At 39.8% G+C, this 25,608-nt stretch carries 21 protein-coding genes, 5 tRNA genes and 1 pseudogene; 8 read left to right on the top strand and 19 right to left on the bottom strand.

The window, feature by feature from the left end:
• Nucleotides 1-22 precede the first annotated feature (22 nt).
• The 10 genes from ACJAT7_RS10145 to ACJAT7_RS10100 all read right to left on the bottom strand — a co-directional run bounded on the left by ACJAT7_RS10145 (nucleotide 23) and on the right by ACJAT7_RS10100 (nucleotide 8,537).
• On the bottom strand, nucleotides 23-1,006 hold the full coding sequence (locus tag ACJAT7_RS10145) for an ABC transporter ATP-binding protein (protein ID WP_415226687.1): 984 nt from the start codon (nucleotides 1,004-1,006) through the stop codon (nucleotides 23-25).
• 10 nt (nucleotides 1,007-1,016) lie between these two features.
• The gene (locus ACJAT7_RS10140) at nucleotides 1,017-1,973 is read right to left on the bottom strand and encodes an ABC transporter ATP-binding protein (RefSeq protein WP_415226686.1); all 957 of its coding nucleotides are present in this window, start codon (nucleotides 1,971-1,973) and stop codon (nucleotides 1,017-1,019) included.
• A complete protein-coding gene (locus ACJAT7_RS10135) occupies nucleotides 1,970-2,950 on the bottom strand; it encodes an ABC transporter permease (protein ID WP_415226685.1) in 981 nt (326 codons plus the stop codon). Before ACJAT7_RS10135 ends, ACJAT7_RS10140 begins: the two co-directional genes overlap by 4 nt.
• 10 nt (nucleotides 2,951-2,960) lie before the next feature.
• On the bottom strand, nucleotides 2,961-3,935 hold the full coding sequence (locus tag ACJAT7_RS10130; RefSeq protein ID WP_415226684.1) for an ABC transporter permease: 975 nt from the start codon (nucleotides 3,933-3,935) through the stop codon (nucleotides 2,961-2,963).
• Between the two features lie 54 nt (nucleotides 3,936-3,989).
• On the bottom strand, nucleotides 3,990-5,630 hold the full coding sequence (locus tag ACJAT7_RS10125; protein WP_415226683.1) for an ABC transporter substrate-binding protein: 1,641 nt from the start codon (nucleotides 5,628-5,630) through the stop codon (nucleotides 3,990-3,992).
• 318 nt (nucleotides 5,631-5,948) lie between these two features.
• Nucleotides 5,949-7,304 (bottom strand): glycoside hydrolase family 30 protein, encoded by a 1,356-nt coding sequence (locus tag ACJAT7_RS10120; protein ID WP_415226682.1) that lies wholly within the window; start codon nucleotides 7,302-7,304, stop codon nucleotides 5,949-5,951.
• A gap of 337 nt (nucleotides 7,305-7,641) precedes the next feature.
• Nucleotides 7,642-7,717, bottom strand: a tRNA-Val gene (locus ACJAT7_RS10115).
• Between the two features lie 232 nt (nucleotides 7,718-7,949).
• Nucleotides 7,950-8,025, bottom strand: a tRNA-Val gene (locus tag ACJAT7_RS10110).
• Between the two features lie 231 nt (nucleotides 8,026-8,256).
• Nucleotides 8,257-8,332 (bottom strand) — tRNA-Val (locus tag ACJAT7_RS10105).
• Nucleotides 8,333-8,461: 129 nt separating this feature from the next.
• Nucleotides 8,462-8,537: transfer RNA gene (locus tag ACJAT7_RS10100), tRNA-Val, on the bottom strand.
• A gap of 326 nt (nucleotides 8,538-8,863) precedes the next feature.
• Between ACJAT7_RS10100 and gltX the strand changes: the two genes are divergently transcribed.
• Nucleotides 8,864-10,276 (top strand): glutamate--tRNA ligase, encoded by a 1,413-nt coding sequence (gltX, locus tag ACJAT7_RS10095; protein ID WP_415226681.1) that lies wholly within the window; start codon nucleotides 8,864-8,866, stop codon nucleotides 10,274-10,276.
• A 105-nt stretch (nucleotides 10,277-10,381) separates the two neighbouring features.
• Nucleotides 10,382-10,457, top strand: a tRNA-Ala gene (locus tag ACJAT7_RS10090).
• A 166-nt stretch (nucleotides 10,458-10,623) separates the two neighbouring features.
• Here ACJAT7_RS10090 and ACJAT7_RS10085 read toward each other — a convergent pair.
• From ACJAT7_RS10085 to apbC, 4 genes are all read right to left on the bottom strand, one after another.
• Nucleotides 10,624-11,964, bottom strand: coding sequence for a hypothetical protein (locus tag ACJAT7_RS10085; protein WP_415226680.1), 1,341 nt, complete (start codon nucleotides 11,962-11,964; stop codon nucleotides 10,624-10,626).
• 354 nt (nucleotides 11,965-12,318) lie between these two features.
• The gene (locus ACJAT7_RS10080; protein WP_415226679.1) at nucleotides 12,319-12,810 is read right to left on the bottom strand and encodes a DUF2927 domain-containing protein; all 492 of its coding nucleotides are present in this window, start codon (nucleotides 12,808-12,810) and stop codon (nucleotides 12,319-12,321) included.
• Between the two features lie 231 nt (nucleotides 12,811-13,041).
• Nucleotides 13,042-13,293, bottom strand: a complete 252-nt coding sequence (locus ACJAT7_RS10075) for a DUF2164 domain-containing protein (protein ID WP_415226678.1) — start codon at nucleotides 13,291-13,293, stop codon at nucleotides 13,042-13,044.
• 5 nt (nucleotides 13,294-13,298) lie between these two features.
• Nucleotides 13,299-14,381 carry an iron-sulfur cluster carrier protein ApbC gene (gene apbC / locus ACJAT7_RS10070; protein ID WP_415226677.1) on the bottom strand — a complete coding sequence of 361 codons (1,083 nt, stop codon included), beginning with the start codon at nucleotides 14,379-14,381 and terminating at the stop codon, nucleotides 13,299-13,301.
• A 186-nt stretch (nucleotides 14,382-14,567) separates the two neighbouring features.
• Between apbC and metG (ACJAT7_RS10065) the strand changes: the two genes are divergently transcribed.
• On the top strand, nucleotides 14,568-16,616 hold the full coding sequence (gene metG, locus ACJAT7_RS10065) for a methionine--tRNA ligase (protein ID WP_415226676.1): 2,049 nt from the start codon (nucleotides 14,568-14,570) through the stop codon (nucleotides 16,614-16,616).
• 129 nt (nucleotides 16,617-16,745) lie between these two features.
• On the opposite strand, the gene ACJAT7_RS10060 is transcribed toward metG (ACJAT7_RS10065), so the two are convergent.
• Nucleotides 16,746-18,119, bottom strand: a complete 1,374-nt coding sequence (locus tag ACJAT7_RS10060) for an HD domain-containing phosphohydrolase (protein WP_415226675.1) — start codon at nucleotides 18,117-18,119, stop codon at nucleotides 16,746-16,748.
• A 433-nt stretch (nucleotides 18,120-18,552) separates the two neighbouring features.
• Between ACJAT7_RS10060 and metG (ACJAT7_RS10055) the strand changes: the two are divergent.
• The 4 genes and pseudogenes from metG (ACJAT7_RS10055) to ACJAT7_RS10040 form a co-directional block, all read left to right on the top strand.
• Nucleotides 18,553-18,789 (top strand): annotated as a pseudogene (gene metG, locus ACJAT7_RS10055) (methionine--tRNA ligase); the annotation flags it as partial.
• A gap of 224 nt (nucleotides 18,790-19,013) precedes the next feature.
• The gene (locus ACJAT7_RS10050; RefSeq protein WP_415226674.1) at nucleotides 19,014-19,406 is read left to right on the top strand and encodes a GlcG/HbpS family heme-binding protein; all 393 of its coding nucleotides are present in this window, start codon (nucleotides 19,014-19,016) and stop codon (nucleotides 19,404-19,406) included.
• 124 nt (nucleotides 19,407-19,530) lie between these two features.
• Nucleotides 19,531-20,409, top strand: coding sequence for an aldo/keto reductase (locus ACJAT7_RS10045; protein ID WP_415226673.1), 879 nt, complete (start codon nucleotides 19,531-19,533; stop codon nucleotides 20,407-20,409).
• Nucleotides 20,410-20,696: 287 nt separating this feature from the next.
• Nucleotides 20,697-21,692: a zinc transporter ZntB gene (locus ACJAT7_RS10040; RefSeq protein ID WP_415226672.1), complete on the top strand. Its 996-nt coding sequence runs from the start codon at nucleotides 20,697-20,699 to the stop codon at nucleotides 21,690-21,692.
• Nucleotides 21,693-21,822: 130 nt separating this feature from the next.
• Here the strand turns inward: ACJAT7_RS10040 and ACJAT7_RS10035 are convergent, their stop codons facing one another.
• Together ACJAT7_RS10035 and ACJAT7_RS10030 are read right to left on the bottom strand one after the other, a co-directional pair.
• Complete coding sequence (locus tag ACJAT7_RS10035) at nucleotides 21,823-22,125, bottom strand: hypothetical protein (RefSeq protein WP_415226671.1); 303 nt, start codon at nucleotides 22,123-22,125, stop codon at nucleotides 21,823-21,825.
• 85 nt (nucleotides 22,126-22,210) lie between these two features.
• Nucleotides 22,211-23,200 carry an aldo/keto reductase gene (locus ACJAT7_RS10030; protein WP_415226670.1) on the bottom strand — a complete coding sequence of 330 codons (990 nt, stop codon included), beginning with the start codon at nucleotides 23,198-23,200 and terminating at the stop codon, nucleotides 22,211-22,213.
• A 175-nt stretch (nucleotides 23,201-23,375) separates the two neighbouring features.
• Between ACJAT7_RS10030 and ACJAT7_RS10025 the strand changes: the two genes are divergently transcribed.
• Nucleotides 23,376-24,248 (top strand): LysR substrate-binding domain-containing protein, encoded by an 873-nt coding sequence (locus ACJAT7_RS10025; protein ID WP_415226669.1) that lies wholly within the window; start codon nucleotides 23,376-23,378, stop codon nucleotides 24,246-24,248.
• A gap of 40 nt (nucleotides 24,249-24,288) precedes the next feature.
• Here the strand turns inward: ACJAT7_RS10025 and ACJAT7_RS10020 are convergent, their stop codons facing one another.
• Both ACJAT7_RS10020 and ACJAT7_RS10015 read right to left on the bottom strand, forming a co-directional pair.
• The gene (locus tag ACJAT7_RS10020; protein ID WP_415226668.1) at nucleotides 24,289-24,525 is read right to left on the bottom strand and encodes a DUF3389 domain-containing protein; all 237 of its coding nucleotides are present in this window, start codon (nucleotides 24,523-24,525) and stop codon (nucleotides 24,289-24,291) included.
• 209 nt (nucleotides 24,526-24,734) lie between these two features.
• On the bottom strand, nucleotides 24,735-25,608 hold an 874-nt coding region (locus ACJAT7_RS10015), incomplete at its 5' end, for a MalM family protein (protein ID WP_415226667.1).

Raw genomic sequence — 25,608 nt, 5'->3', positions numbered from 1 at the left:
AGTTATAGTTGTTTATTGAATGTTAAATGTTGTGACACCTGATAAAATGATCCTTAGCTATTTCTGTTATAGCAGGAAAGCTGTCGCTACATTTATCTAAAACACGCGGACAGCGTGCTGCAAATGGACAACCTATAGAATCAGGCTTCCACAAGGGTATCTCACCTTTTTTGGCATCTAACTCACGACGACCATGTCTTCCCGCTTCAGGAACAGCTGATAGCAGTAGTTGTGTGTACGGATGCTGAGGAGTTTGTGTGACTCTATCGCTAGCGCCCCACTCAACCATATGGCCAACGTACATAACCGCTGTTTTTTCTGCAAAATATCTTGCCGTGGCGATATCATGAGTAATATACATAAATGAAATGCCATGCTTATCTTTTAAATCAGCCATTAAATTCAAAATACCCAAGCGAACAGACACGTCCAGCATTGATATCGGTTCATCGGCTAAGATAACTTCCGGATCAACGGCTAATGCACGGGCAATAGCTACACGTTGCCTTTGGCCGCCACTTAATTCATACGGATATTTCTCAGCCGTCTCAACGGCAGGAAGCAAACCAACCAACTCAAGAAGTTCATATACCAACTTGGTAATCGTGTCTTTATTTGCGCGTTTATGAATAAGTAAAGGACGTGCGATATGATGAAATACATCATGCACCGGGTTCAATGAACCAAACGGGTCTTGAAAAATCATTTGTACCTGGCGTGCATACTCTAATCTACCGTGCTTTTTAACGAATTCCTCTATAGGCAACCCTTTAAAGATGATATCACCTGAAGTGTTATCATAAATACGCGACAAAATTCGTGCACCCGTGCTCTTACCTGAACCTGACTCACCTACGATTGCCAGGGCTTCGCCTTTACATAAGTCAAACGAAACTTCGTTAACCGCACGCATAAAATTCTTTTTATTATGGGACTGACCAATTGGAAAGTCTTTTACCAAATTTCTAACTGAAAGCACTACTTCAGGATTATTGTTCGTATCCATCATTAATTCCTTAAATATTATGACACGCTACTTTGTAACCAGCATTTCGCTCGAGTAATTTTGGCTCATCTTTAACGCATATTTCAGTACAGTCATTACAGCGAGGATTAAAATTACAACCTTTAGGCAAGCGCAACAGATCGACAGGATCACCAGGGATACCGTAAAGACGGGTTTTTGGACCATGTATTGTCGGAAATGATGAAATCAACCCTTTGGTATATGGATGAGATGGCTTAGAAAATACTGTTTTGGCATCGCCAAGTTCAATCATCTTACCGGCATACATCACACCAATGCGATCGGCTATTTCTCCCATTAAACTTAAATCATGGCTGATAAATAAAATTGAGAATCCAAATTTTTCTTTTAAATCATATAATTCATTTAAAATTTCACGCTCTACCACCACATCTAATGCAGTAGTCGGCTCATCCATAATAATAAGTTTAGGCTCTAGCGCTAAGGCAATAGCAATAACGACACGCTGTCTCATTCCGCCACTAAGTTGATGCGCAAAACTCTGCAGACGATCACCATGCATACCAACAATGTTCAGCAATTCAACCGCTTTTTTATTCGCTTCTTTGAGACTGATTCGTTTGTGGGCCATAATTACATCGGTAACCTGCTCGCCAATGGTAATGACCGGGTTTAATGAGTTCATTGCACTTTGAAAGACGATTGAAACATCGTTCCAACGAAAATCACGTAACTCTTTATCAGACATTTTTAATACATCACGTCCTTCATAAAGAATCTGGCCTTCAGATATTAGCGCAGGTGCTTTATGCAGACGGGCAATAGCGAACGCCAATGTACTTTTCCCACAACCTGATTCCCCTGCGATACCAACCGTTTCACCAGGTGCAATCGTTAAACTCACATGATCAACAGCTCGTGCGATCCCATTCGGAGAAACATAATCAACACACAGGTTATTTATTTCTAAAAGTGCTTTTTTCATACCAGACCTCTACGTTTCTGTGTTTCTTTATTCATTTTTTTCCACAATTTCAGATGCGGACCTGTTTTAAGTTTTGGATTACTGACCTGATCGATTGCCATATTGATTAGTGCTAACGCACCACCCGTTAACGCTAAAGCGATAGCTGGAACCAGCATTTCCCACCATGCACCTGTATACAAAGAAGAAGATACTTGTGCCCAATAGAGCATTGATCCCCAGCTGACTTCAGTTGCATCACCTAAACCAAGAAAACCTAGCGCAGCTTCAGCGCCCATTGCGTATATAACAGTACCAAGAAAACCACCAAATACAATCGACACTAAATTAGGCAGAATTTCCACAAGAATAATGCGAATTTTAGACTCCCCCATCACTTCCGCAGCAATAATGAATTCATTGTTTCTAAGCGCTAGGGTTTGCGAGCGAATAACCCTTGCCCCCCAAGGCCATGCGGTGACCCCAAGTAATATCGTTATCACGAAAGAGCCGACCTGTCCTAAAAAGGCAGCCAGTACAATCAGTAAGGGAAGCTGCGGAAAAACCAAGAAAACATTAGTGATAAAGTTCATCCATTCATCAACTTTGCCGCCCAGATAACCCGAGGTAACCCCTACCGCAATAGCTAGGCTCATTGCAATAAGACCAGCAAAAAGGGCAACAGACAATGTCTTTCTCCCGCCATTAAGTACCTGGCTGAAAACATCACGTCCGCTTCGCGTTGAGCCTAAAACATGTTCAGCACTCGGCGCTTCATGCGGTCTTGCGACACGATCCTGAGGATCATAACTGCTAAGCAAAGGTGCGAATAAAGCACCAAGTACTATAACAGTTATTAAAAACACACCAATAATAGCTGGCGGATTACCATGAAAAAAAGCTTTAGTTTTTTTTATTGCTGATTGACATTTTTTTCTAAATTCACTGTGCTGAATATTTGCAGATGCTTTATCATCTGCAGTAATTGAACCATTCATAATTAACACCTTATTTTGAAATCCGAGGGTCAAGCCATACATAAAGTAGATCTGCTACAAAATTTGCAGTTAATACCGCAGACACAAGAATCAGTAGAATCGCTTGAATGAGTGGATAATCACGCGCCATAATACCTTTCAGTAAAATATTTCCCAAACCTTGGTAGTTAAACACCACCTCGGTCATAATTGCACCGGCAAAAGAGAAACCAATCGCCATCGCAATTGCAGTTGCAACGGGTAATATTGCATTTCGACCTGCGTAACGATACATCACTCGGAAACTGCTTAATCCTTTTGCTTCAGCCATGGTCACATAATCTTCGCCAAGAACATTGATCATTGCATTACGCATATTGAAGACCCACGTTGCGATACCAACAATAATCATTGACCCCATCGGTAAAACAGCATGTTTGGCAACACTACTTATAAATTCTAAAGAAAAGCCAATATCTACAGATGGATCATAGGTATAGGACAGTGGTAAAAGCTCAAGCTGAAGTCCAAAAAAGAAAAAGAGTAAAAGAGCCGTTACTATGTAAGGGAAATTACTAAGAAAAGCCAGTACGGGCGGTACAACTTGTCCGAATATGCCTTCGCGACGATATGAAGCATAAGTTCCGATACTAACCCCTATAATTAATGCAACAATTAATGAGCCTAATGCTAAAAACATGGTCCACGGCAGTGCCATGCCAATAACGTCCATCACATTAACGGGAAACATTAAGACCGAAGGCCCTAAGTCAAGCGTGAAAACACTTTGCATATAAGCAAAATATTGTTCAAATACATTCCCCTCCACAAAACCATACATCTCTCTCACCGCATCCATCTGAGCAAGATCCATTTTCCCCTGTGCAGCTGAAAACAAGGCATCGATAGGATCACCTGGCATCATTCGCGGTAGTGCAAAGTTAAATGATATCGCGATAAGAAAAGCGGTGAAATAAAAACTAAGTCGACGTAATATAAAACTCATAAATTTTTCCTGCAGTTTTAAAGAGCCGCAAAGCGGCTCTTTTGATTGAACAAATTACTTAAGGTGTAGATTGTTGATGATCAAGTTACGTTTACCACCATCATACCAAACAGGCTGAACGTATGGATTTTCTTTAGTAGGCCAGCCAACTAACTTCGCAGTACTATATTGGAACCAAGTGGCATTTGAGAACAATGGAATAAACGGCATTTTTTCAGCAGTAAATTCTTGCAACTCGTCGAGTATAGCTTGTTGTTTTTCAAGATTATTAGTCAGACCAAAGCTATTAATCAAGGCATCTATCTTAGGTGAATGTACACCGTGCCCTGCATGCCAGCTTTTACCAATCTGTGAGGTTAAGAAATAGGTCTGATACGCTTCAATCGGATTTGTCGCAACCTTTGACCAGTTAATTGACATTTTGTATTCGCCGTCTTTTAACGCGCTATCATAAACAGACCAATCGACAGTTTTGATGTTCGCTTTGATACCAACTTCTTCATAATACTCAGTTACCATCTGCACGACTTGAATCCAATCGGTCCAGCCATTAACAACATTAATATCAAACTCAATGTTCTTACCAGCCATTTCCCTGAAACCATCACCATCAGTATCTTTATAGCCAGCACTGTCTAATAACTGTTTCGCCTTTTCAGGGGCATATGTTGTGAGATCTTTATATTTAGCAGTGACTGCCTTACTAATATATGGACCGTAAAGTTCAGCAATACCGCCGGCATTAAAGTTAGCTGTTGGATAGCCGTAAGCCGCAACATCAACGATCTCTTGGCGATCTAGTGCCATTGATAACGCTTTACGCACATCTAGATTATCAAAAGGTGCTGCTTTGGTGTTTACATAAAGGTGGATGGCATCATTAGCTGGATACCAGAAATGGTTATTTGCAGGATCAGCCGCCACAAATGTATTCTCAACATCAGCAATAAAGTTAGAGCCCCAATCGATTTCACCTTTCATCAATGCAGGTTGAACTTGTGAGTTATCGTTATATGAACGGTATGTTATACAGTCAATATAAGGACGATTAGGCAGATAGTAATTTTTATTACGACAAAGTTCCATCTGTTGCGGTTTCAAGTAGCTAACAACTGTCATTGGGCCGCTGCCTACTGGATTAGGATTCGTAAAGGTTGGTAGATCTTTAACAGCCACTTTAGACCAGATATGTTCTGGTAAAATATGGTATGCAGGTAGTCCCCAAATAAACGTTGAATCTGCAGTATTTAATTTAAAGACAACGGTCGTAGCATCAGTCGCTGTTACGCTTGCTAGATTACCAGATGTCCAAATAGCTTTACCGTCGAATGCAGGCGCATCTTTAGTCATTAAAAAACTAAATGCCACATCTTTTGCAGTTAAGGGTTTTCCATCAGACCACTCTAAGCCATCACGTAATTTAACAGTTATTGTTTTCAGATCAGTAGAATACTCTGCAGATTTTGCTAAGCGGTATTCCGTTTTCCCTGTCATGTTATTAAATACCATTAACGGTTCATACATCACGCCTTCAAATAATCCATTACTTGTATATGGATTGAAATTTTCAACAAAACCAGTATTAATGATAGGTACAACTAATGTACCTCCCTGTTTAATATCTTTAGCTAAAACAGCATTTGAAGACATTAATAAGCTACATATAACTGAAGCTAAAACCTTTTTACTATGCATTAAATAATCCTTTTAATTTTAAGAAATTTAAGAGAAGGCGATCACTCATCTTATTTTAAATAAGGCGAAGCTATAAATATAGCTGGCTTATAACCTCACAACAAAAGAAAGCGCTTTCTTTTGGGGATATTATGCTACGAAAACGACCTGATCAAGGTGATTATTAGTAAATCTTTACCTTGATCACACTTAAATAAATCCCGTGTACTTTCAATGGGATCTTTATAGGGGAATTGGGATAAAAGATGACTGGAGAAGGCTCTTAGCACATAACGAATATTGATATGTACTAAGGGATATGAATATAACCTTATAAAGTTAAATAACCACGGTCTGAATAGATCTTGCAGGCATGCAGATATAACAGCCCTTATCTATATTATGGAGCGCGTAAGTCAAACTTTGTTCTGAATTGTTACATACAATCACGACCTTTTCACCGTTCGGATTAATAAAGCCAGTGGCTTCAATAATATCTGTTGTGGTGCACACCGCGATCCGTTTTGCCCCTTTCTGTATGAATTTAGAGAAATGACCGAAGTAATAATAAGAAGGATTAATAATGACTTGGTCATTAATTGTATCTGCAATAATAGGCGCACTGCAGAGGTTATTAACATGGTTTGGCCCTCCCGTCTCATCAAGAAAGAGGTTCCAGTCACACCAAGCGGATGTATTATGGTTCAAATCATTAATCATCGAGTGTGCATAACGTTCACCCACATTCCAATCACCAATATGCGGTCCATTTTCTTGACAGCCCTCGGTAAACCAGATTTTTTTATCCGGGTAAATATCATTAATCAATTTCAGATTCTGATAGTTATCACCCATATACCAATGAATACCGATACCATAAACATACTTTGAAGCCTCTGTATCGTCGAACATTTTTTGAGCCCTGTCATAGGCTTCATCACGATTATGATCCCAGCAGACTAATTTAATATGCCCTAATCCCTCTTTTTCCAAGGTGGGTCCAAGATAATCACGGACAAAATCACGTTCCTCTTCTGAGGTATATATACATGAATCCCAGATCTGCGTTGCCGCTGGCTCATTCTGGATTGTAAGTGCAGATATAATGACTCCTTCAGCCTCCATAGCTTTAATATATTTACAATAATAAAGTGCCCATGCCTGGCGATACTTATCTTTTAATTTCCCGCCATGATTCATCTGCTCATTCGTTTTCATCCATGCTGGCGGACTCCATGGAGAAGAAAAAAGGGTTATCTGTTGATCTGATAGTTTTTTAGCCCATTCAATCATAGGAATTATCTGCTGTTTATCGCGATCCAGATTAAAATCATTCAGCTCAGCGTCTTCAGTTTCACAGCATGCCCAATTTTCTAACGAAAAATCACAGCTGTTAATATGAGTTCGGCAAAAATTATAACCAATACCTTTGGTTGGATGGAAATATGCCTCCATCATCTTTTTCTGGCTTTCCGGGCCCATTCTATTGAGCACATCTGCTGCAGATTCGGTAAAAGCACCACCGAACCCCTCCCATTCCTGAAACGTTTTCGAATGGTCCATATAGACCTTATGTAATTCACCCGCATCTGTATAGGTCGTTGTATCCTCTTCTTCATAACCTTTATGCAGATCTTCCATATCAGATTCGCTTAAAAGAAAATCACTATCTTTAACTGTTTGGTATAATTTCATTAGATCTCCAATAATCTATTCAAAAGCAATTTAAAGCAGAGAGTTTAAAGTATCAATTGGCCAAAACAAAAAAAGAAAGCGCTTACAAAGAGGTTGATCACACTTTATATGAAACTATATTCATACAAAAACGGGAGATTGATTTTACTGAGTGTTTAACATTTCGCTAGCATATAGACTATTTGGGTGATAACTCTGCGTTACGCGGAATAATTAACAAAATGAGTTTAAAACAAGATGAAAATGTAAAAGATAAATAGCAGTATGATTGGGTATAATAAATGCGGTTTGAATATGATCTTTTTTAAAAAAATGGTGTAATGCTTGCGGCTAAAGATGGTGGGCGATACTGGGCTTGAACCAGTGACCCCCGCCTTGTAAGGGCGGTGCTCTCCCAACTGAGCTAATCGCCCATCTTTAAGTTGGTTTAATTTATTTTACTTCTAATTAAAAAGAAGTCTAAAGGCATCGAGCTGTGCTCTCCGCAAAACGGCACTAATCGCCCATCTTTAGTTGGTTTAATTTATTTTTCTTCTAATTATAAAGAAGGTTAAAAATGTCGACGGTGAACTCCGCAAAACGGCACTAATCGTCCATCTTTAATTTGCATTAATTCGTTTTACTTCTGAATAACGAAGCTAAAGATGGTGGGCGATACTGGGCTTGAACCAGTGACCCCCGCCTTGTAAGGGCGGTGCTCTCCCAACTGAGCTAATCGCCCATCTTTAAGTTTTTTAATCTATTTTACTTCTAATTAAAAAGAAGTCTAAAGGCATCGAGCTGTGCTCTCCGCAAAACGGCACTAATCGCCCATCTTTAGTTGGTTTAATTTATTTTTCTTCTAATTATAAAGAAGGTTAAAAATGTCGACTGTGATCTCCGTAAAACGGCACTAATCGTCCATCTTTAAGTTGCTTTAATTCGTTTTACTTCTGAATAACGAAGCTAAAGATGGTGGGCGATACTGGGCTTGAACCAGTGACCCCCGCCTTGTAAGGGCGGTGCTCTCCCAACTGAGCTAATCGCCCATCTTTAGTTGGTTTAATTTATTTTTCTTCTAATTATAAAGAAGGTTAAAATGTCGACTGTGATCTCCGAAAAACGGCACTAATCGTCCATCTTTAATTCGTTTTACTTCTGAATAACGAAGCTAAAGATGGTGGGCGATACTGGGCTTGAACCAGTGACCCCCGCCTTGTAAGGGCGGTGCTCTCCCAACTGAGCTAATCGCCCATCTTTAGTTGGATATTTCAGTTTTACTTCCTGATTGAAGCTTAAAGGCATCGAGCAAGCTCGAAGCATAACGACACTAATCAGCCATGTCGTTTGTGCAGCGTATTATAGGGAACGCCTTTTTTCAGTCAAGCCATTTTTATAATAAACATCGTCTTTTATGGTCAACTGCTCAAAGGGTAAACAATGTTGGTAAGTTTTCACACCAAACTTACATTTTTATATGGCTATAAAAACGATAAAAATAAAATAGTTAATGTAATTACAATGGTATTCGTTAAAATACGCGCATTATTTCTAAGATTAAATATAAAGGATACCTCTTGATGACAGTTAAAACGCGTTTTGCCCCTAGCCCGACCGGCTTTTTACACGTTGGTGGCGCTCGTACTGCGCTTTACTCTTGGTTATACGCTAAAAGCCAAGGCGGTAAGTTTATATTACGTATCGAAGATACGGATATCGAGCGTTCCACCCAAGAAGCCGTTGATGCTATTTTAGAAGGCATGACATGGATGGGATTGACTTGGGATGAAGGTCCTTATTATCAGACTAAACGCTTCGATCGTTATAAAGAGATAATCGCAAAGATGCTTGCTGATGGTACAGCGTACAAGTGTTACTGCTCAAAAGAACGGGTGAATGAATTGCGTGAAGCGCAAGAGAAAGCAGGTGAAGCTGCGCGTTATGACGGAAAGTGTCGTGATTTGGCTCCACTTGAAACTGATGCGCCTTATGTTATCCGTTTCAAAAACCCCAAAGAAGGCTCTGTTAAGTTTGACGATCATGTGCGTAATCATATCGAAGTTTCTAATAGTGAATTAGATGATTTAATTATTCAACGTACTGATGGTACGCCGACTTATAATTTTTGTGTGGTTGTTGATGACTGGGATATGGGGATCACACATGTCGTTCGTGGTGAAGATCATATTAATAATACACCGCGTCAAATCAATATTCTTAAAGCGTTAAATGCTCCTCTGCCAGAATACGCACATGTGGCGATGATTTTAGGTGATGATGGTGCGAAGCTTTCTAAACGTCATGGTGCAGTCTCAGTTATGCAATTTCGTGATGAAGGTTACCTACCTGAAGCGCTTAAAAACTACTTAGTCCGTTTAGGCTGGTCACATGGCGATCAAGAGATTTTCTCTGAGCAAGAGATGATTGATCTGTTTTCATTAGATGCAATTAACAAAGCACCGTCTGCGTTTAATACGGACAAATTGGTTTGGTTAAATCAGCATTATATCAAAACACTGGATCCTGCTTATGTAGCAGAACACCTTGCATGGCACATGGCTAATCAAAAAATAGATATGAGTAACGGCCCTAGCCTGCCTGAAATTGTTAGCGCACTTTCTGAGCGAGCTAAGACATTGGTTGAATTAGCATCTTCTAGTCGCTACTTCTTTGAAGAATACGAAAATTTTGATGCTGCGGCAGCTAAAAAGCACCTTCGCCCAGTAGCTAAAGAGGCGCTTGCGCTGGTTCAGCAGAAACTGCAAGAAACGGATGACTGGTCAGAGCAAACACTTCATCAGGTGATCAATGATACAGCTGATGAGTTAGAAGTGGGTATGGGTAAAGTTGGTATGCCTCTGCGTGTCGCTATTACAGGTGCAGGCCAATCTCCGTCGCTAGATGTTACGCTGCATCTGATTGGTAAAGAGAGAAGTATTGCACGCATTACTCGCGCATTAGAATTTATTACAGCACGTGAACTAGCGCAATAAATTGAATAATTAGTACATTTTGTTAATTCATTGAATTGACAAATAAAAACAGGGCGCATATGATGCGCTCTGTTAATTTTACAAATACAATCCCAACCCAATTATGGGGCTATAGCTCAGCTGGGAGAGCGCGACGCTGGCAGCGTTGAGGTCTGCGGTTCGATCCCGCATAGCTCCACCATTTTTATGGTTAAATAATATTTTCATATCAATAAAACTTCAGTAGCAAGCATTACAGCCTCCGAGAATTCAACAAGATAAATGGCCCTTCTGCTTTATAAAACAGATCAAAAAAAAGCCCGATCAGAAATTGACTCGGGCTTTTTTTTACGCTGCTTAATTTTTTATTAGAATATTATTTGTAATGTCTTTTCCTCGAAGTATTGCGCGACTGAGATTAAATCCGCCTCGTCGACAGCCTCAGTGCTAACTGTGATACTTTTATCTTCCATCAATAGATTTAATGTACTGTTATTATTAGTTAATTCGCCATCATTGAATTCTGTCAGCGTTAAATGTAATTTAATGCGGCCCTCTTCTTGGTTGTGTTTAATCAGCTGGATATCGGTTAAACAACAATCTGTGAAATGCAGTTTAATTTTGTTTAACGGCAACTGTTCATGAGCTCCAATATCCAATTGAGCGTCAGCACGATCTGTACGTATTAAACCGTTTTGGTTTACCCAAGAGGTCAAGGTACTTTGCAAGTTACAATTGTAAAGCTCTACATAGGATGAATTACAAATTTCCAGCGTCCCTTCACAAGTAGATAAATAATCTAAACTGCTGTTTTCTTTATCTTTTAAACGTTTAACATAAGTATAAAACTTAAGCATTGTCTGGTAATTAATGACATCTGTTTTCTGTGCCGATAGCGGAGGATGAGCTTTAAACATATCCGCGAGCGTTTTTTCTATGCGTTGATTTAACTCATCACTGTTTTCCAGCAAAGCGATATCAATCGAGCATAACGGTTGCTCGTCAGAAAAATTAAGATCCTCAACTATCTGATAGTAGGCTTTTAACTCCTTAAACTGCATCTCCATTAAGATCACTCCTTCAATCGCCATGCCCAGCTCTTTAACTGTGATATCGTGACGTGATAGATAGTGACTAAATTGATCGGCAGCGCTTATATGTTGAATCTTAATCAGATGCGACGCCCCCGTTTTTTCAACATTAAAGATAATCTGCGGATCCAGTCCATCATTTTCGAGATGAAAAGCTATTTTATCCTTTGATGTTTTTATTTTTGATAAATCATGACTTGCAGGCCGCTGTTCAGCGCCGTTATGGAAAACAAATTTATCCACCTCGGGCGTATTTAAAGATTCCGCTATTTTATATACCAAAGTAAAGGCTGCCGGCCAAATAATAAATGCGGATATAGGAATTGAGAAACCGTTTAGTTGCGGAAAGAGATACCAAATTAGTATGCCTGCAAGCAGCAAAAAAAACAGCGCGCTATAGATCTCTTTATTACGAGAAGGTGACTCTCGGTAGTTTTTTACAGTGTAAAAAACCACCCAAAACAAACTAAAAATGAGTGCAACAAGTAGCGTTTGCGGCAAATTCGTTGAAAATGCCTCACTAAATAAAAATGTTAGTGCTGAGCCCACAAGTAAACCGGCTAAGGTCACCAATGTCAGGCTGTAATTGGCTGGCGGTAGGTTCAATGATTTATTCATATCTTTTCACAGTGATCTCGTTAAAAGCATTTTATGCCGTTCATATTGAGTGTAATATGCCCTACTATTACATCGTCTGGGTCATTTACTAAGTTTATCACCACTTAGGATGCAATCGTTAAGCTTAATATCACACAAACGAACTTAATGCACAAAACCACCCAATAAGTCAATATAACAGCAAATAATTATCTTCACTTAAAAACACAGCTAAAATTAACTTACTGTTCCGCCCACTGCTTGATGCTTTTATCCAATACACGCCATTGTGCATTTTCAATCTCCCCTGCGCTCTCAGCGGTTCCAAAATTGCCGGGAGTTTGTTTCTGACTTGCACCTCCGTCATGCCCGGCTTTAATGTGGGTGATAGGTGATTTTTAATAACAGGTAATCTAAACCAGAGAGGTAACTCTCAATGCTGCGATCATTAAATATCGAGGGATAAACAGCAACCGAGTCGTTTGGCAAGCCCATTAATTGCGTTAACTCTTCCACCACACAATCGGCTAACCGTCCTCTTTCGCGCACCCTATCAATAGGGGTAAATATTAAACCACGGGTAATTTCAAATTTATCGTTGCTTTCAAAGTTAGCTAAACAAAGTGCATTGGTTAGAATTTTATCAAGATCGTCTATTTGTGTGCGCTTAACAATATTCGCCCGCATATTTTTAGAGGAGATAAACAGCACAATAACATTTGCATCACGTTCAGATTGAACGAAAATCAATCGATGAGCAGTGATCTGCTGCAGATGAGCCGCTTGTACTGCATATAATTTTTGTTGCAACGCCCTATCGCCCAGTTCACTTTTAATAAATAGCCTAAGCGGTTCTTTCCAGAGCATAAAATGTTTTTTTTACTGTTGCTGATATTCACGTTTAAGCGCGATTTCTATAAAACTATCAGTGATATATGATCTTCTTGCCAATGCGCTTGCGCGCCGGAAGCGACCGAATTTAATAAAAAAATAGCGATAATTAACGCCAGAAAGCGTTTAATTACCCCCCTATTATCTGTTTGAAATCACCTATAAAGATCATCTTATCTCTTTAAGCGCATAATGAAGCGATGTTTTTTATTCAAAATCAGTTACTTTTTCCAGCTCGTAAAATGATTCGGTAATGGTATCTAACTTAGCATCGAGCAGTGTTCTGGCATCATTTAGCCCTTGGTTGTAATAATAACCACCTACTTTTTCAGTGAAAAAGTCGAGTAAAAACTCCGCATCAAAGCCGCCAATCTCCTGATCTAATTCCTTAGCAAAATATTTTTGGATCTGACTGATTAATACTGTTTTTTGCTCGCGGGTAAACGCTATATCGGCCATGTTGATTATTTAACCTCAGTAATATTGATCTGCTCAGTTGCTTGATTTAAATCGCGATATAGATTGATGGCTAAGGTTTCAGCCAGCGTCAAATAAGGGCTGATCAACTCAGTTTTCTGACCTTTAACAACAGTAGGACTTCCTTGGTCAGTATCTTCCCGATAACTGCTATGCAAGGGTAATGCTCCTAAAAATGGCAAATCAAATTGTGCAGCTAATTTCTGTCCGCCCCCGGTGCCAAAAATCGCTTCTTGGTGACCACATTGACTGCAGTTATAAAAGCTCATGTTTTCGATAATACCGGCCACATTTACTTTTACTTTATTAAACATGGACACACCTTTCTTGGCATCTATTAAGGCAATATCTTGTGGCGTAGTCACCACTACCGCGCTAGTGACAGGCACCTTTTGCGACATGGTTAATTGGATATCGCCGGTTCCGGGCGGCATGTCGACCACTAAATAATCAAGCGCCGGCCAATCGGTTTCATTTAAAACTTGTGATAATGCTTTACTGGCCATCGGCCCGCGCCAGATCATCGCCTCTTCCTCTTTAACTAAAAATCCTATGCTATTACAGACAATACCGTGCGCGGCAATCGGCTGCATCAATTTACCATCAGTACTGCTCGGCTGTGCATTTTTAACACCCAGCATAGTGGGAATCGAGGGCCCATAAATATCCGCATCTAAAATCCCCACCTTGGCACCATTGTTGGCCAATGCGAGGGCTAAATTAACAGTGACTGTTGATTTACCGACCCCACCTTTTCCTGATGCCACTACCAATATATTTTTAATATTTGCCAGCGTCGTTTTACTGCTATCGCTCTGCAATGCGGCAACATTGTATTTAATTTCCCAACTTACTTTTTGGGCGAAAAGCTTTTCCAGCTGCGCAGCACTGTCTGCTTGTAATGAGCTTAACCAAAGAGGCGCATAAAAAGGTAAATGACAGGTAATTAAAGCCGCCTTAGGGTCAATTTTAATCAAACCGTTTTGCACTAGTTTACTAACAACCTTTAACGGATCGCAATCAACTAAACAATCAATAACATGCTGAACTAATCTGTTTTTATTGAACATTGAGAAGCACCTTTTAAAAAAATATGTCGTTGATCTAGTTTAGCAAAACAGCACCTTATTTCATCCCCAAATAAAAACCGGGTTTAACAGTGGGATTTCAGGCCATAATTCGGTAGAATTACCGACTTAAAAATATCGCCTTAGACTGAAATAATTCGTTTTCGATAAAAAGGAATAATAAATAAAATGGCAAATCAAGATCGTAAAATCCTTGTCACCTGTGCCCTTCCCTATGCTAACGGACCAATCCATTTAGGGCATATGCTAGAGCATGTTCAAGCTGATATTTGGGTTCGTTTCCAGCGTTTACGTGGTAATACCATCCATTTTATTTGTGCTGATGACGCACACGGCACACCTATAATGTTAAAATCACAAGAGATGGGCATTAAGCCGACCGATATGATTGCCGAGATTAGAGCCTCTCACGAGAGCGATTTCAATGGCTTTAATATTAGCTTTGATAATTACCACAGCACCCATAGTGAAGAAAACAGAGCCCTATCCTCACAAATTTATATCGCGCTGCGTGAAAATGGTTACATCACTAGCAAAACAATTTCTCAGTTGTTTGACCCTGAAAAAGAGATGTTTTTACCGGATCGTTTTGTGAAAGGCACTTGCCCTAAATGTAAAGCAGAGGATCAATACGGTGATAACTGCGATGTTTGCGGCGCGACTTACAATCCCACTGAGATGATCAATCCACAATCAGCTGTTTCTGGCGCAACGCCGATCATGAAAGATACCGACCATTTCTTTTTCGATCTGCCTCAATTTGAAGATATGTTAAAAGTCTGGACTAAATCAGGCGCGCTGCAAACCGAAATGGCCAACAAAGTGGGTGAATGGTTTGAGCATGGTTTAAAACAGTGGGATATCACCCGTGACGCGCCTTATTTTGGCTTTGAGATCCCGGACGCACCGGGTAAATATTTCTACGTTTGGTTAGATGCGCCAATCGGTTACATGGGCAGCTTCAAGCACCTTTGTGATAAAACTGCCGATTTGAATTTTGATGATTACTGGAAAAAAGAGAGCAGCGCAGAGCTCTATCACTTTATCGGTAAAGATATTGTTAACTTCCACAGTCTATTTTGGCCTGCAGTACTTGAAGGTGCTGGTTTCCGTAAACCTACCGCCATAAATGTACACGGTTATGTCACCGTAAACGGTGCGAAGATGTCTAAATCTAAAGGTACTTTCATTAAAGCGAGTACTTACCTGGATAATTTAGATCCTGAGTGCTTGCGGTATTACTATGCTGCGAAATTAACTGGTCGTATTGACGATTTAGATCTTAACCTTGACGATTTCACCCAGCGTGTAAATTCGGATGTAGTCAATAAACTGGTTAACCTTGCCTCTCGTACAGCGGGGTTCATCGCTAAAAAATACGATGGTCAATTATCTGCAACCGTTGCCGAGCCGCAGTTATATCAATCATTTATTGATGCCGGCGAAAGCATTGCCGCTTTATTTGAAAATCGTGATTTTGCCCGTGCAATTCGTGAAATCATGGCGCTTGCTGATAATGCTAATAAATATATCGACGACAAAGCACCGTGGGTATTAGCGAAACAAGAAGGCAGCGAAGCAGAAGTACAAGATATCTGCTCAATGGGTATCAACTTGTTCCGAGTATTAATGACTTACCTAAAACCTATTGTGCCTAAGTTGGCAGCGCGCAGCGAAGATTTCTTAGCGGAAACCCTCGATTGGGAAATCATTAAAACACCGCTTATCGATCATAAGATCAATAAATTCAAAGCATTATTTCAACGTATTGATCCCAAAGATGTGCAGGCTATGGTTGAAGCATCAAGAGAAAGTATTGAAGCAGATCAAGCAGCAAAAGCTTCAATCGCTGCTACAGAGCAATCAGAACTTGATAAAGAGCCACTCGCGCCAGAAATAGACTTTGATACCTTTGCTAAAACAGATTTACGTGTGGCGTTAATCGCTAAAGCGGAAAATGTGCCAAAAGCAAACAAACTACTTAAACTAACCTTAGATTTAGGCGGCGAAACGCGTACTGTATTTGCGGGTATCAAATCAGCCTACACACCAGAAGAGTTAGAAGGGAAATTGACGGTAATGGTGGCGAACCTTGCACCACGACAGATGAAGTTTGGTTTATCAGAAGGTATGGTATTAGCAACAGGTCCCGGTGGTAAAGAGATTTATATCCTCAATCCTGATAACGGTGCTAAGCCTGGTCAGCGGATTATGTAATCGTCATTCCCTAACTGTTTAATCAGGAATCTCGAATAAAAAAAGCCTCACGTTATTAAATTAACTTGAGGCTTTTTTGTGCATCTATAAAGTAGATCAAGGTGAAAAATCAGCAAATATTTGGGATGATCATCCCTCTTTTTTCATCATTTTCAAAAACACATCAACTATCGCAGGATTAAACTGTTTTCCACTGTTTTCTATAATCTCAGTAAGTGCCTGTTGTTCAGACAGAGGATTTCTGTATGACCTTTTGGAGGTCATTGCGTCCCAACAGTCTGCAATGGATAGTATTTGCGAGATAAGTGGGATTGCTTGTGATTTTAAGCCATGTGGATAACCTGTTCCATCCCAACGTTCATGATGATACAAAACATACTCAGAAATTTTTCGTAACTGTTTTGATTTTTTTAAGACAGTATGTCCCCATGATGAGTGATTTTTGATTAGCGTAAATTCATCATCGCTAAGCTTGTTATCTTTGCTTAAGATCTCTTTGGGCACAACCGTTTTACCAATATCATGTAAAATTCCAGCCCAGTATGCCTGGCTTATTTTCTCCCATGGGAGGCCAAGTTCTTGGGCAATTCGTTTGCTTAAATTGGCAACATTTTCTGAGTGCCCCTTGGTATAACTATCATGAATTTCTAACATCCTCAACATGAGGTGAACTATTTCATGTTGAAACTCTTCAAGCTCTATATTTAACAGATCTATCTCTAAACTACGCTGTTTTAACTGCTCATAGTTCTTTTCCATCTTTTCACGATCGGCTTTTATTTTAGTGATATCGATGGCGATACCCAGCACTGCAATATCCTTTGAAGTGGCTGTTGTAAAAGGAATTTTTGTTGTTTGCATGATTTTAATTGTACCATCGGTCTCGTGATTCTCCTCTTCAGGAATAAATTTAATCTTATGACTATTGATAACCTCTAGGTCATCATTTAAAAATTCTTGCACCTCTTTTACTGGAAAGCCCAGATTCATGGTATACAATTGCAAGTGGCTTTTTCCCTGCATCTCTTCAGTCGTTAATCCATAGCCCTTAGCCGTCGCTTGATTAACAAAAATGAAATTACCCTGCGCATCTTTAGCAAATATTTTATGAGGGACTAAATCAATTATTTGCCTTAATTCTTTGTTTTTTGCTTCCATATCTCGGCTATACGTTTCTTTGTTTTTATAGCCTTCACAGAGATGATCCAATATTTTATTAAGCTCAAAATACTGTAAATTTTTCTCACTTGCAGGGCCCCATTGCTCATTATCAGTAAAATTGAATAAATACTTAAATTTATTATATATTTTTCTTTTAATATTTATTCTGTAAAGCATATAAATAGAAAAAAACAAGCAGAAAAGTAACAGAGAAAATACAGAGCTGTTTTGAGTTAATTCGCTGTTTAATAAAATAAATAAAAGTAATGTGAGAATTACTGAGGTATAAATCCACTCTTCCTGAATGTTTTTATTCAATAATTTTGTTAATGAAGGTTTCATACCTTAATGTTTCCTATAACTCAGTTAAATGCAACGAACAGGTATTTGAATAGAGCCAGCTCAGCTGTCGCATTACTGCAACAGTCCCAATAGGCAAAAAATCACCAATCAATAAGCAAATATTACATCGCACTTTAATAAGCTCTTTGTAAAGCTTAAGCTGCACTATAATTTGTAGATGGGACCTAGATTTAAGAGAGCGTGATACAACATATAATGTAAAAGTTAAAATCAAGGAATTGTACAACTAAACTACACTTGTGTATCTAAAACTGTTTAGAAAACAATGACTGCATCAAAAAATTATAGATAGAATCAGGTTTCCTCTTCAATTTAGTGAAAATTAGTCGCCTGCAAAAAATAACGAGGATAGGCAATGAAACAATGGATAAATATTTTCTAATGCCCTTGTAGTTTTTTTTGTGTGCCGTTAATCGCTAAAGCTGAACATGTGCCAGAGCAAAAAAAAACTTAAACTAACGTTAGATTTAGGCGGCGAAACGCGCACTGTATTTCCGGGTATCAAATCTGCCTAAGCACCAGAAGAGTTACAAGGGAAACTAACGGTAAGGGTGGCAAACCTGCACCGTAGCAGATGAAGTTTGCTTTATCAGAAGGGATGGTGTTAGCAACAGGCCCCGGCGATAAAGATATTTATATCGTCATTCCAAGCTGTTTTAATCGCGAATATCAAATACAAAACCTCAAATTATTAAATTACCTTGGGGCTTTTTTGTGGCTGATTTTTTACAAAAAAACATCCCCACATAGCGCACAATAAAAAGCCCTATATTCGCTATAACGAATTATGATTTCGCAGCATTGACCTTCTGAAATTATCTCTTATCCATCATAATGGCCGTAACAAACACAACCATGCGATCAGGAAAATATATGTTAACGTTTAAACAAGCCGAACAAATTATGCAACGCGTCTTTGCTACAGCAGCTACCGATAGCAACGACAATTATATAGCGGTCGCAGTTGTCGACGCCCATGGCGAACTAATCTGCTTCTCACGCGGTGACAACGCAAGCTTTCATGCGGGGCTCTTAGCACAACACAAAGCTTACACTGCGGCACGAGATCGCCAACCCAGCTCAAGTTTAGGTGCATGGGCAAAAGAAACAGGTAAAGATATGGGTTACTGGACTGATAAAAAATTCACCGGCATTGCTGGCGGCTTACCGATTATTATTGACGGCAAAGTTGTTGGCGGAGTTGGCGTGAGTGGATTAGCCGAATTTGACGACGAACGCCTCGCCGAATCGGGTTTATATGCGTGAATATCGCTATCTATTTATCCCATGCTACCCGCTAAAGTAGCAACATTCCTAAGCAAACAATGTATATTTAGAACCGAGATGATATCAATCAACCCGGTTTTTTATTTAAAAAAGGAACGCATTAATGTTATTTCGTGAATTTGGAACAACCGGACTGAAAGTCTCGGCTATTGGTTATGGGGCCGGTACCATCGGTTCTGCAGAAGTAAGTGAGCAGCAGGCGGATAATGTGCTTAATGGTGTGCTGGATTTAGGTATCACTTTGATTGATACAGCCAGAGGTTATGGCTTATCTGAAGAGCGTATCGGTAAATATATCAGCCATCGCCGCGATCAGTATATTCTATCGACTAAAGTAGGGTATGGAGTAGAAGGTCAGCAAGACTGGACTTATGACTGCATTATTGGCGGAGTTGAACAGGCTTTAAAACTGATGAAGACAGATTTTATTGATATCGTTCATCTGCACTCCTGCCCTGCATCCGTATTAAAAGATGCCAGTGTAATTGATGCCTTAGACGAACTTAAACATCAGCAAAAAATAAAACTTATCGCTTATTCGGGTGAGAATGACGATCTGACCTACGCTGTTCACTCAAATCGCTTCGACAGTATTATGGCATCACTTAATTTTTGCGATCAACGCCTTATTAATAACCAATTACCCAGAGCAAAAGAAAGGGAGATGGGCGTGATAGCCAAAAGGCCTATCGCCAATGCAGCTTGGCGTTTTAAAGATCGCCCTAAAGACAATTATGCCGAAGAATACTGGGCAAGGATGAAAACAATGGCTATTGATTTTGGCATGTCTGAATTAGAGATGGCTATTCGCTTTAGCATATTCACCTATGGTGTGGATAGTGGGATTATTGGCAGCGTTAATTTGGAGCATATTAAAACTAACATAGAGCAAATAAACGCAGGGCCTCTTGAGCAAGCTCTGCTTGAAACGATCCATTCACGTTTTCATTGTTGCGATCTGGATTGGCAAGGACAATTATAATTTAGCTTTAAAACTGACAAAACAGTACCTTCCTGTTCACACCTTTACGCGGGAAATCCTTGCCATTCGCTGATAGTTAACGTTTAATTACAGTACGTTATTTAAACTGTAAACGTCCTGAAAAAGCCTGTTATAGTCAATTCATGTCTATACTGATGGACAATAGCAGAAGCACAGAGTAGTGATTGGAAAGTTAGGTTTACCCTAGCGCATTTATATATCGGTTAAAAATATGCTAAATGTCACCTTCCCATAAACAATAATTTTTCTGAAAAAGGTTAACTATTATGGAGCAGAGCAAAGATTCTGAGCAGGAACCAAAGGGATTCATCCATGCATTGATTCTTGATGGTGAAGGCGGTATGAGAAAACTTAATTGGCAAGAGTTCTCTGCTATTGATTCAACGGAAACGAATTTATGGCTGCATTTTGATTACAGTGAAGATGAGTCACAGGAGTGGATTAAAAATCATAGCGGCTTAAACGAAATCGCTGTAGATACATTATTAACTGAAGACAGTCGGCCTCATGTGTTAAGGCGCGGCAGCAACTTACTGCTTGCGTTACGCGGCGTAAATTTAAACCCCGCATCAGATCTTGATGACATGGTCTCATTACGTCTATGGACTAACGGTAAACGATTAATTAGCACGCGCAAACGGGTCTTATTATCCACAGAGGATCTACTTGCCAGTCTCAATGAAGGTAGCGGCCCGAATAATATTGCTTCACTTTTGACCGACTGGGTAGATCGTATTGTGCGGCGAATGAGTGACACCGTTGACAAACTTGAAGATGATTTGCTGGAGATTGAAGAGCAGCTGTTTACGAGTGAGCCCAGTGCTACCCGCTCCGCGCTTTTGCAGTTGCGTAAACAAAGCATAGGTATACGTCGTTATATTGCTCCTCAGCGCGAAGCATTGAATCGCTTAATTGGCGAGCCTATAAGTTGGCTGAATGAATTAAATGGACTGCAGCTACGCAGCATTGCGGATCGTCAAATCCGTCATATCGAGGATATAGATGCAGTTAGAGAACAAGCGGGTATGGTCAAGGAAGAATTAAACAGCAATATTGCCGAGCAGATGAATAGGCGTAGTTATGTATTAACTATTGTTGCAGCTATCTTTTTACCTTTGGGATTTTTTACTGGCTTGATGGGCATTAACGTTGGAGGAATGCCTGGGGTTGAATACAATCCAGCATTCTGGATTGTGGTCGCCATGTGTCTTGGTATTACAGCCATCCTGATGGGTCTGTTTTACTGGAAGCGATGGTTCTAAAAAAGATCCCAATCACGGCTAATAAAATTCCTAACTCATTTAGTTAACTTGGGATTTTTTATCGCTTAAAAATCATCACAAAATAGCGCAATAGGTTTTTACTACAGATCAACCTTTTGCTTAAAAAGAACTATTTAACTCGAATCAAACTATGCTGGCTATGCGCCAGCTCAATATTAAGAGTTTGTGAGCGTTGCATTTTATCAACGGCTTGAATCATTGCCGCCTGATACCCCCGCTTCTCCATCCATTGCATCGGAGTGTCAAAACTATCTTCACTGACCACAAACGTATCGTTAAGCAGACTGCTCTGCGATTGTAGATTTTGCTGAATACTAACTATCCAGATACGTTGCTGAAACTGCTGAATCTCAGAACAGGCATGGGTAAACTTTGTCCAGTTTGTCGCCATCAATGCAGTGATTTTATTCATTAGTATTTTCCTAGTCTGATTAATAATAGCAATTCCACTCATTAGATGAGCTATTATAGGTAATGAGTGGAATTGCTATAACCCATTAAGGTAATTCATGGCCACGTGAACTTTCATATAACTGATACCACTCTTCACGTGTTAGCCTGATCTGCGGCGCCTGCGCGCAGGCTTTAATTCTATCAATATTGGTCGTACCAATAACAGGTTGCACACGCATCGGATGTCGCATTAACCATGCCAGTACAATGGCCTCAGCAGAAGCTTGATATTTAGCGGCCAACTTATATACTAATCCGCAAGTTGCTTGAACGGCGTGACTTTCCCCCGACGCATCACGGCCAGAGAATAAACCTTGCGCTAAACTCCCCCAAGCTTGAATCTGGACATTATGCTGTGCGCAATATTCTAATGTACCTGCTGTAAAATTGATATCTCTACCTGCGGAATTACCCGCCATAATGCCTTCTTCTAACCAGTCAAGTTTGGCTAAACTAATTTCAATTTGATTGACCACTAAAGGGGTATCAAGTGCAGACTGCAGGTAAGCCATCTGATGCTGGTGCATATTAGCGACACCAAAGTGACCCACTTTACCGCTATTTTTTATCTTCATAAGCGTTTCTGCAATTTCATCTAACTCCATTAGCGGATCCGGACGATGCAGCATTAATATATCAAGATATTCAGTATTTAAACGAGTCAGAATATTATCAACGGAGGCGCTTACCCACTGCGCAGATAAATCATAACGCTTCGGCGCACCATTCTCTGCGAAACGAATAGCGCATTTTGACTGAATATATATTTTTTCGCGTAATTCAGGGCGCTGTGTTAATACCTTTGCGAACGCTTTTTCTGCCTTGCCCAGCGTGTAAATATCAGCATGATCAAATAAATTGATACCCGACTCTAAAGCAGTCTCAACCACTTGATGCGCTTGTGCAATATTTTCATTAGTAAGCGGGGTTTTATCCCAACCACCGCCCAGCCCCATACAGCCATAAGATATAGCACTGACATTATTTAAATACTGATTTAATGGTAGTGGCCGTTGCTTGGTTTGCATATTCATTATCCGTTAACCCTTTTATTGTCTTGATATACTCACTTAATAAAAGGATATTGTAATGACGAAAAGTGAAAACGGAAGAGCACAAAAAAGAAATCATTGTTCGATATAAAGAACAATCTTTTGCTATTTTCACTTATGACGTAGAATAATCCTATTTTAGTCACGGACAAAAATCATGCAGCAACATAAAAAATTTGAGTGTTTAATACTGTTTGTCGAAATTGCTCAACAGCTCAGTTTTAGCAAAGCAGCAAAAACCTTATCAATATCAAAAGGCTATTTGTCGGATCAGATAAAAAAACTGGAAAAAGAGTTAAAGTGCCCTTTGCTGGTCCGGACCACCCGCAGTGTGCGTTTAACCCCAGAGGGGGAGAAAATACTCGAACAGGGGAAAAAAATTAAAGCCACTATGCTAGATTTAGAACGAAATATTAATCAGCAGCATAATACGTTAACAGGGACGATACGGATCACCGCCCCAAAACTGTTTACAGAACGGTTTCTAATTGATATCTGTTATGATTTTAAACAGCTTTATCCGGAAATAAATTTTGTTATCGACTCGAGTTATAGCAATTGCGATTTAAATCAGGATGACTTTGATCTAGCCTTTCGTGCAACGCTGCACCCACCGCAAAACATGCTGGCAAAAGAGTTGTTTTCCTATCAACATTGCTTATGTGCTTCTCCACAATATTTGGCGGAACATGGCGCGCCGCAGCGTATAGAGGATCTATCCCTACACCACTGTTTATCCGCTTTAGAGCCTCAATATTGGCCATTAAAATCAGCAAATATGGCGATCCAGGGCTGGCTAACGATTAATGATCACCATCTGCTGAAACAGCAGGCACTGGCGGGCAAAGGGATCATTCGCGTCGCTCAGTATTATGTAGATAGGGAACTAGAAAAAGGCACACTGCAAAGGGTCTTGGAAGATGAATATATTCACGGGCAGAGTATTTATCTCCTTCGTCCGCAGCTAATTTACCCTTCCGCTAAATTAAAGGCTTTTATCTCATTTGTACAGGCCACGCTTACCAATTAAGATTGCCCGCTCATAAGGCAAGGCGTAGTGAATTTAGTTTTTAACGGTACTTGATAGCGATACCTATCGCCGTCGACAATGCCTCTAATTGCTCACTATTGTCTAAACGAGTAGACCAATTAACACCACTGGCTAGCGCAGTGACAACATTGGCACTGCCAATAAGCTCAACATCATCCACTTGTGCCTGTAAGGTTACTTTTGCCCGCCCTTCTAGCTTGACCATAAGTTCTCTGTGATTAGCAATTATTTTACCCTGACTGAACGTAATTAGCATTTTTAGATCTCTTAATTGGCGGCAATTTCAACCGATATTACAATAAGATCAATGGCTTTTCATATTTAATCTAGATTTTAAAATTCATAGAGTAGATAAAAATCATAAGCACCAGGAAAAACATTTTAAATATTGGGTATAAAGGGCAGATAAATAGTTCTGTAGCCAATAATGAGATAGGGAGCAAATATCACTCCCTACACTACTATTTATTGGTATTTTTTCATTGCATCAAACAGCGCATCACGGGCTTTAGTTGATCCCGCAAGCTCGGCCTCTTCAACAAAACGCAGCGCTTTTTTGGTATCACCAATTTTAATAGCTTGGTCAATAAGCGCGATAAATAGTGCTTCAGTTTCGGGCTGAATTACATTGTTGAGTGGCTTTTCTGTAACCGACGTTGTAATCACACTTTTTTCAACCAGCAACGCTTCTGCCTTTTGGCTGTTATCAGTTAAGGCATCGCTCACCATCTTTTTTGCTGAAGAATGGCTGCTCGGTAAATAATCAAAAGCGAGTCTAAATACGCCAATAGCAGTGTGAGGAATCGGTTGATCTAGATGTATTCTGGAAACGATATCAATACGGCCTAACGCTTCAGCTGGCGCATAAGGTTCAGCAAGTTTGGTTGTGCCTTTCATAGCAGCCTCTGTTGTCAGAACAAGCAAGTATTTTGCTTGCCGACCATCAGAAAATTGCGCTGGTAATTCAATCTCACCGAAGAAACGATCAACATTTAATAACGAACCGGGATCGTAATTAATTGTTTCATCTCCATATACTTGAATAGGATTATATTGTTCATCCAATACCAGTACGGTGGGGACAAAAACACTCGTAACGATAGGCGAAGATATAGCGACTTTAATCGTTCCACTTGCATTAGGTAAGCGAACCCCTTGAACAAACGATTTACCAGTACTGAATTTAAAGGCTGGATTTTTTTTACTTATATTGAAATCGATTTTTCCTGGCTCAGTAATCTGCAGATAGTCCAACTCAGTTAACGAATTACAGCATAAAGAGGCTTGTTCGAGCGCCTTAAAAGCGGGATTTGGATCGGTCTGTTGAACTTCTTTCGCG

This window comes from Psychromonas sp., from assembly GCF_047632995.1.
In the GTDB taxonomy this organism is placed as follows: Bacteria; Pseudomonadota; Gammaproteobacteria; order Enterobacterales; family Psychromonadaceae; genus Psychromonas.
Note: the sequence above shows the minus strand (reverse complement) of the source record. Positions and strands in the feature narration are given on the sequence as shown.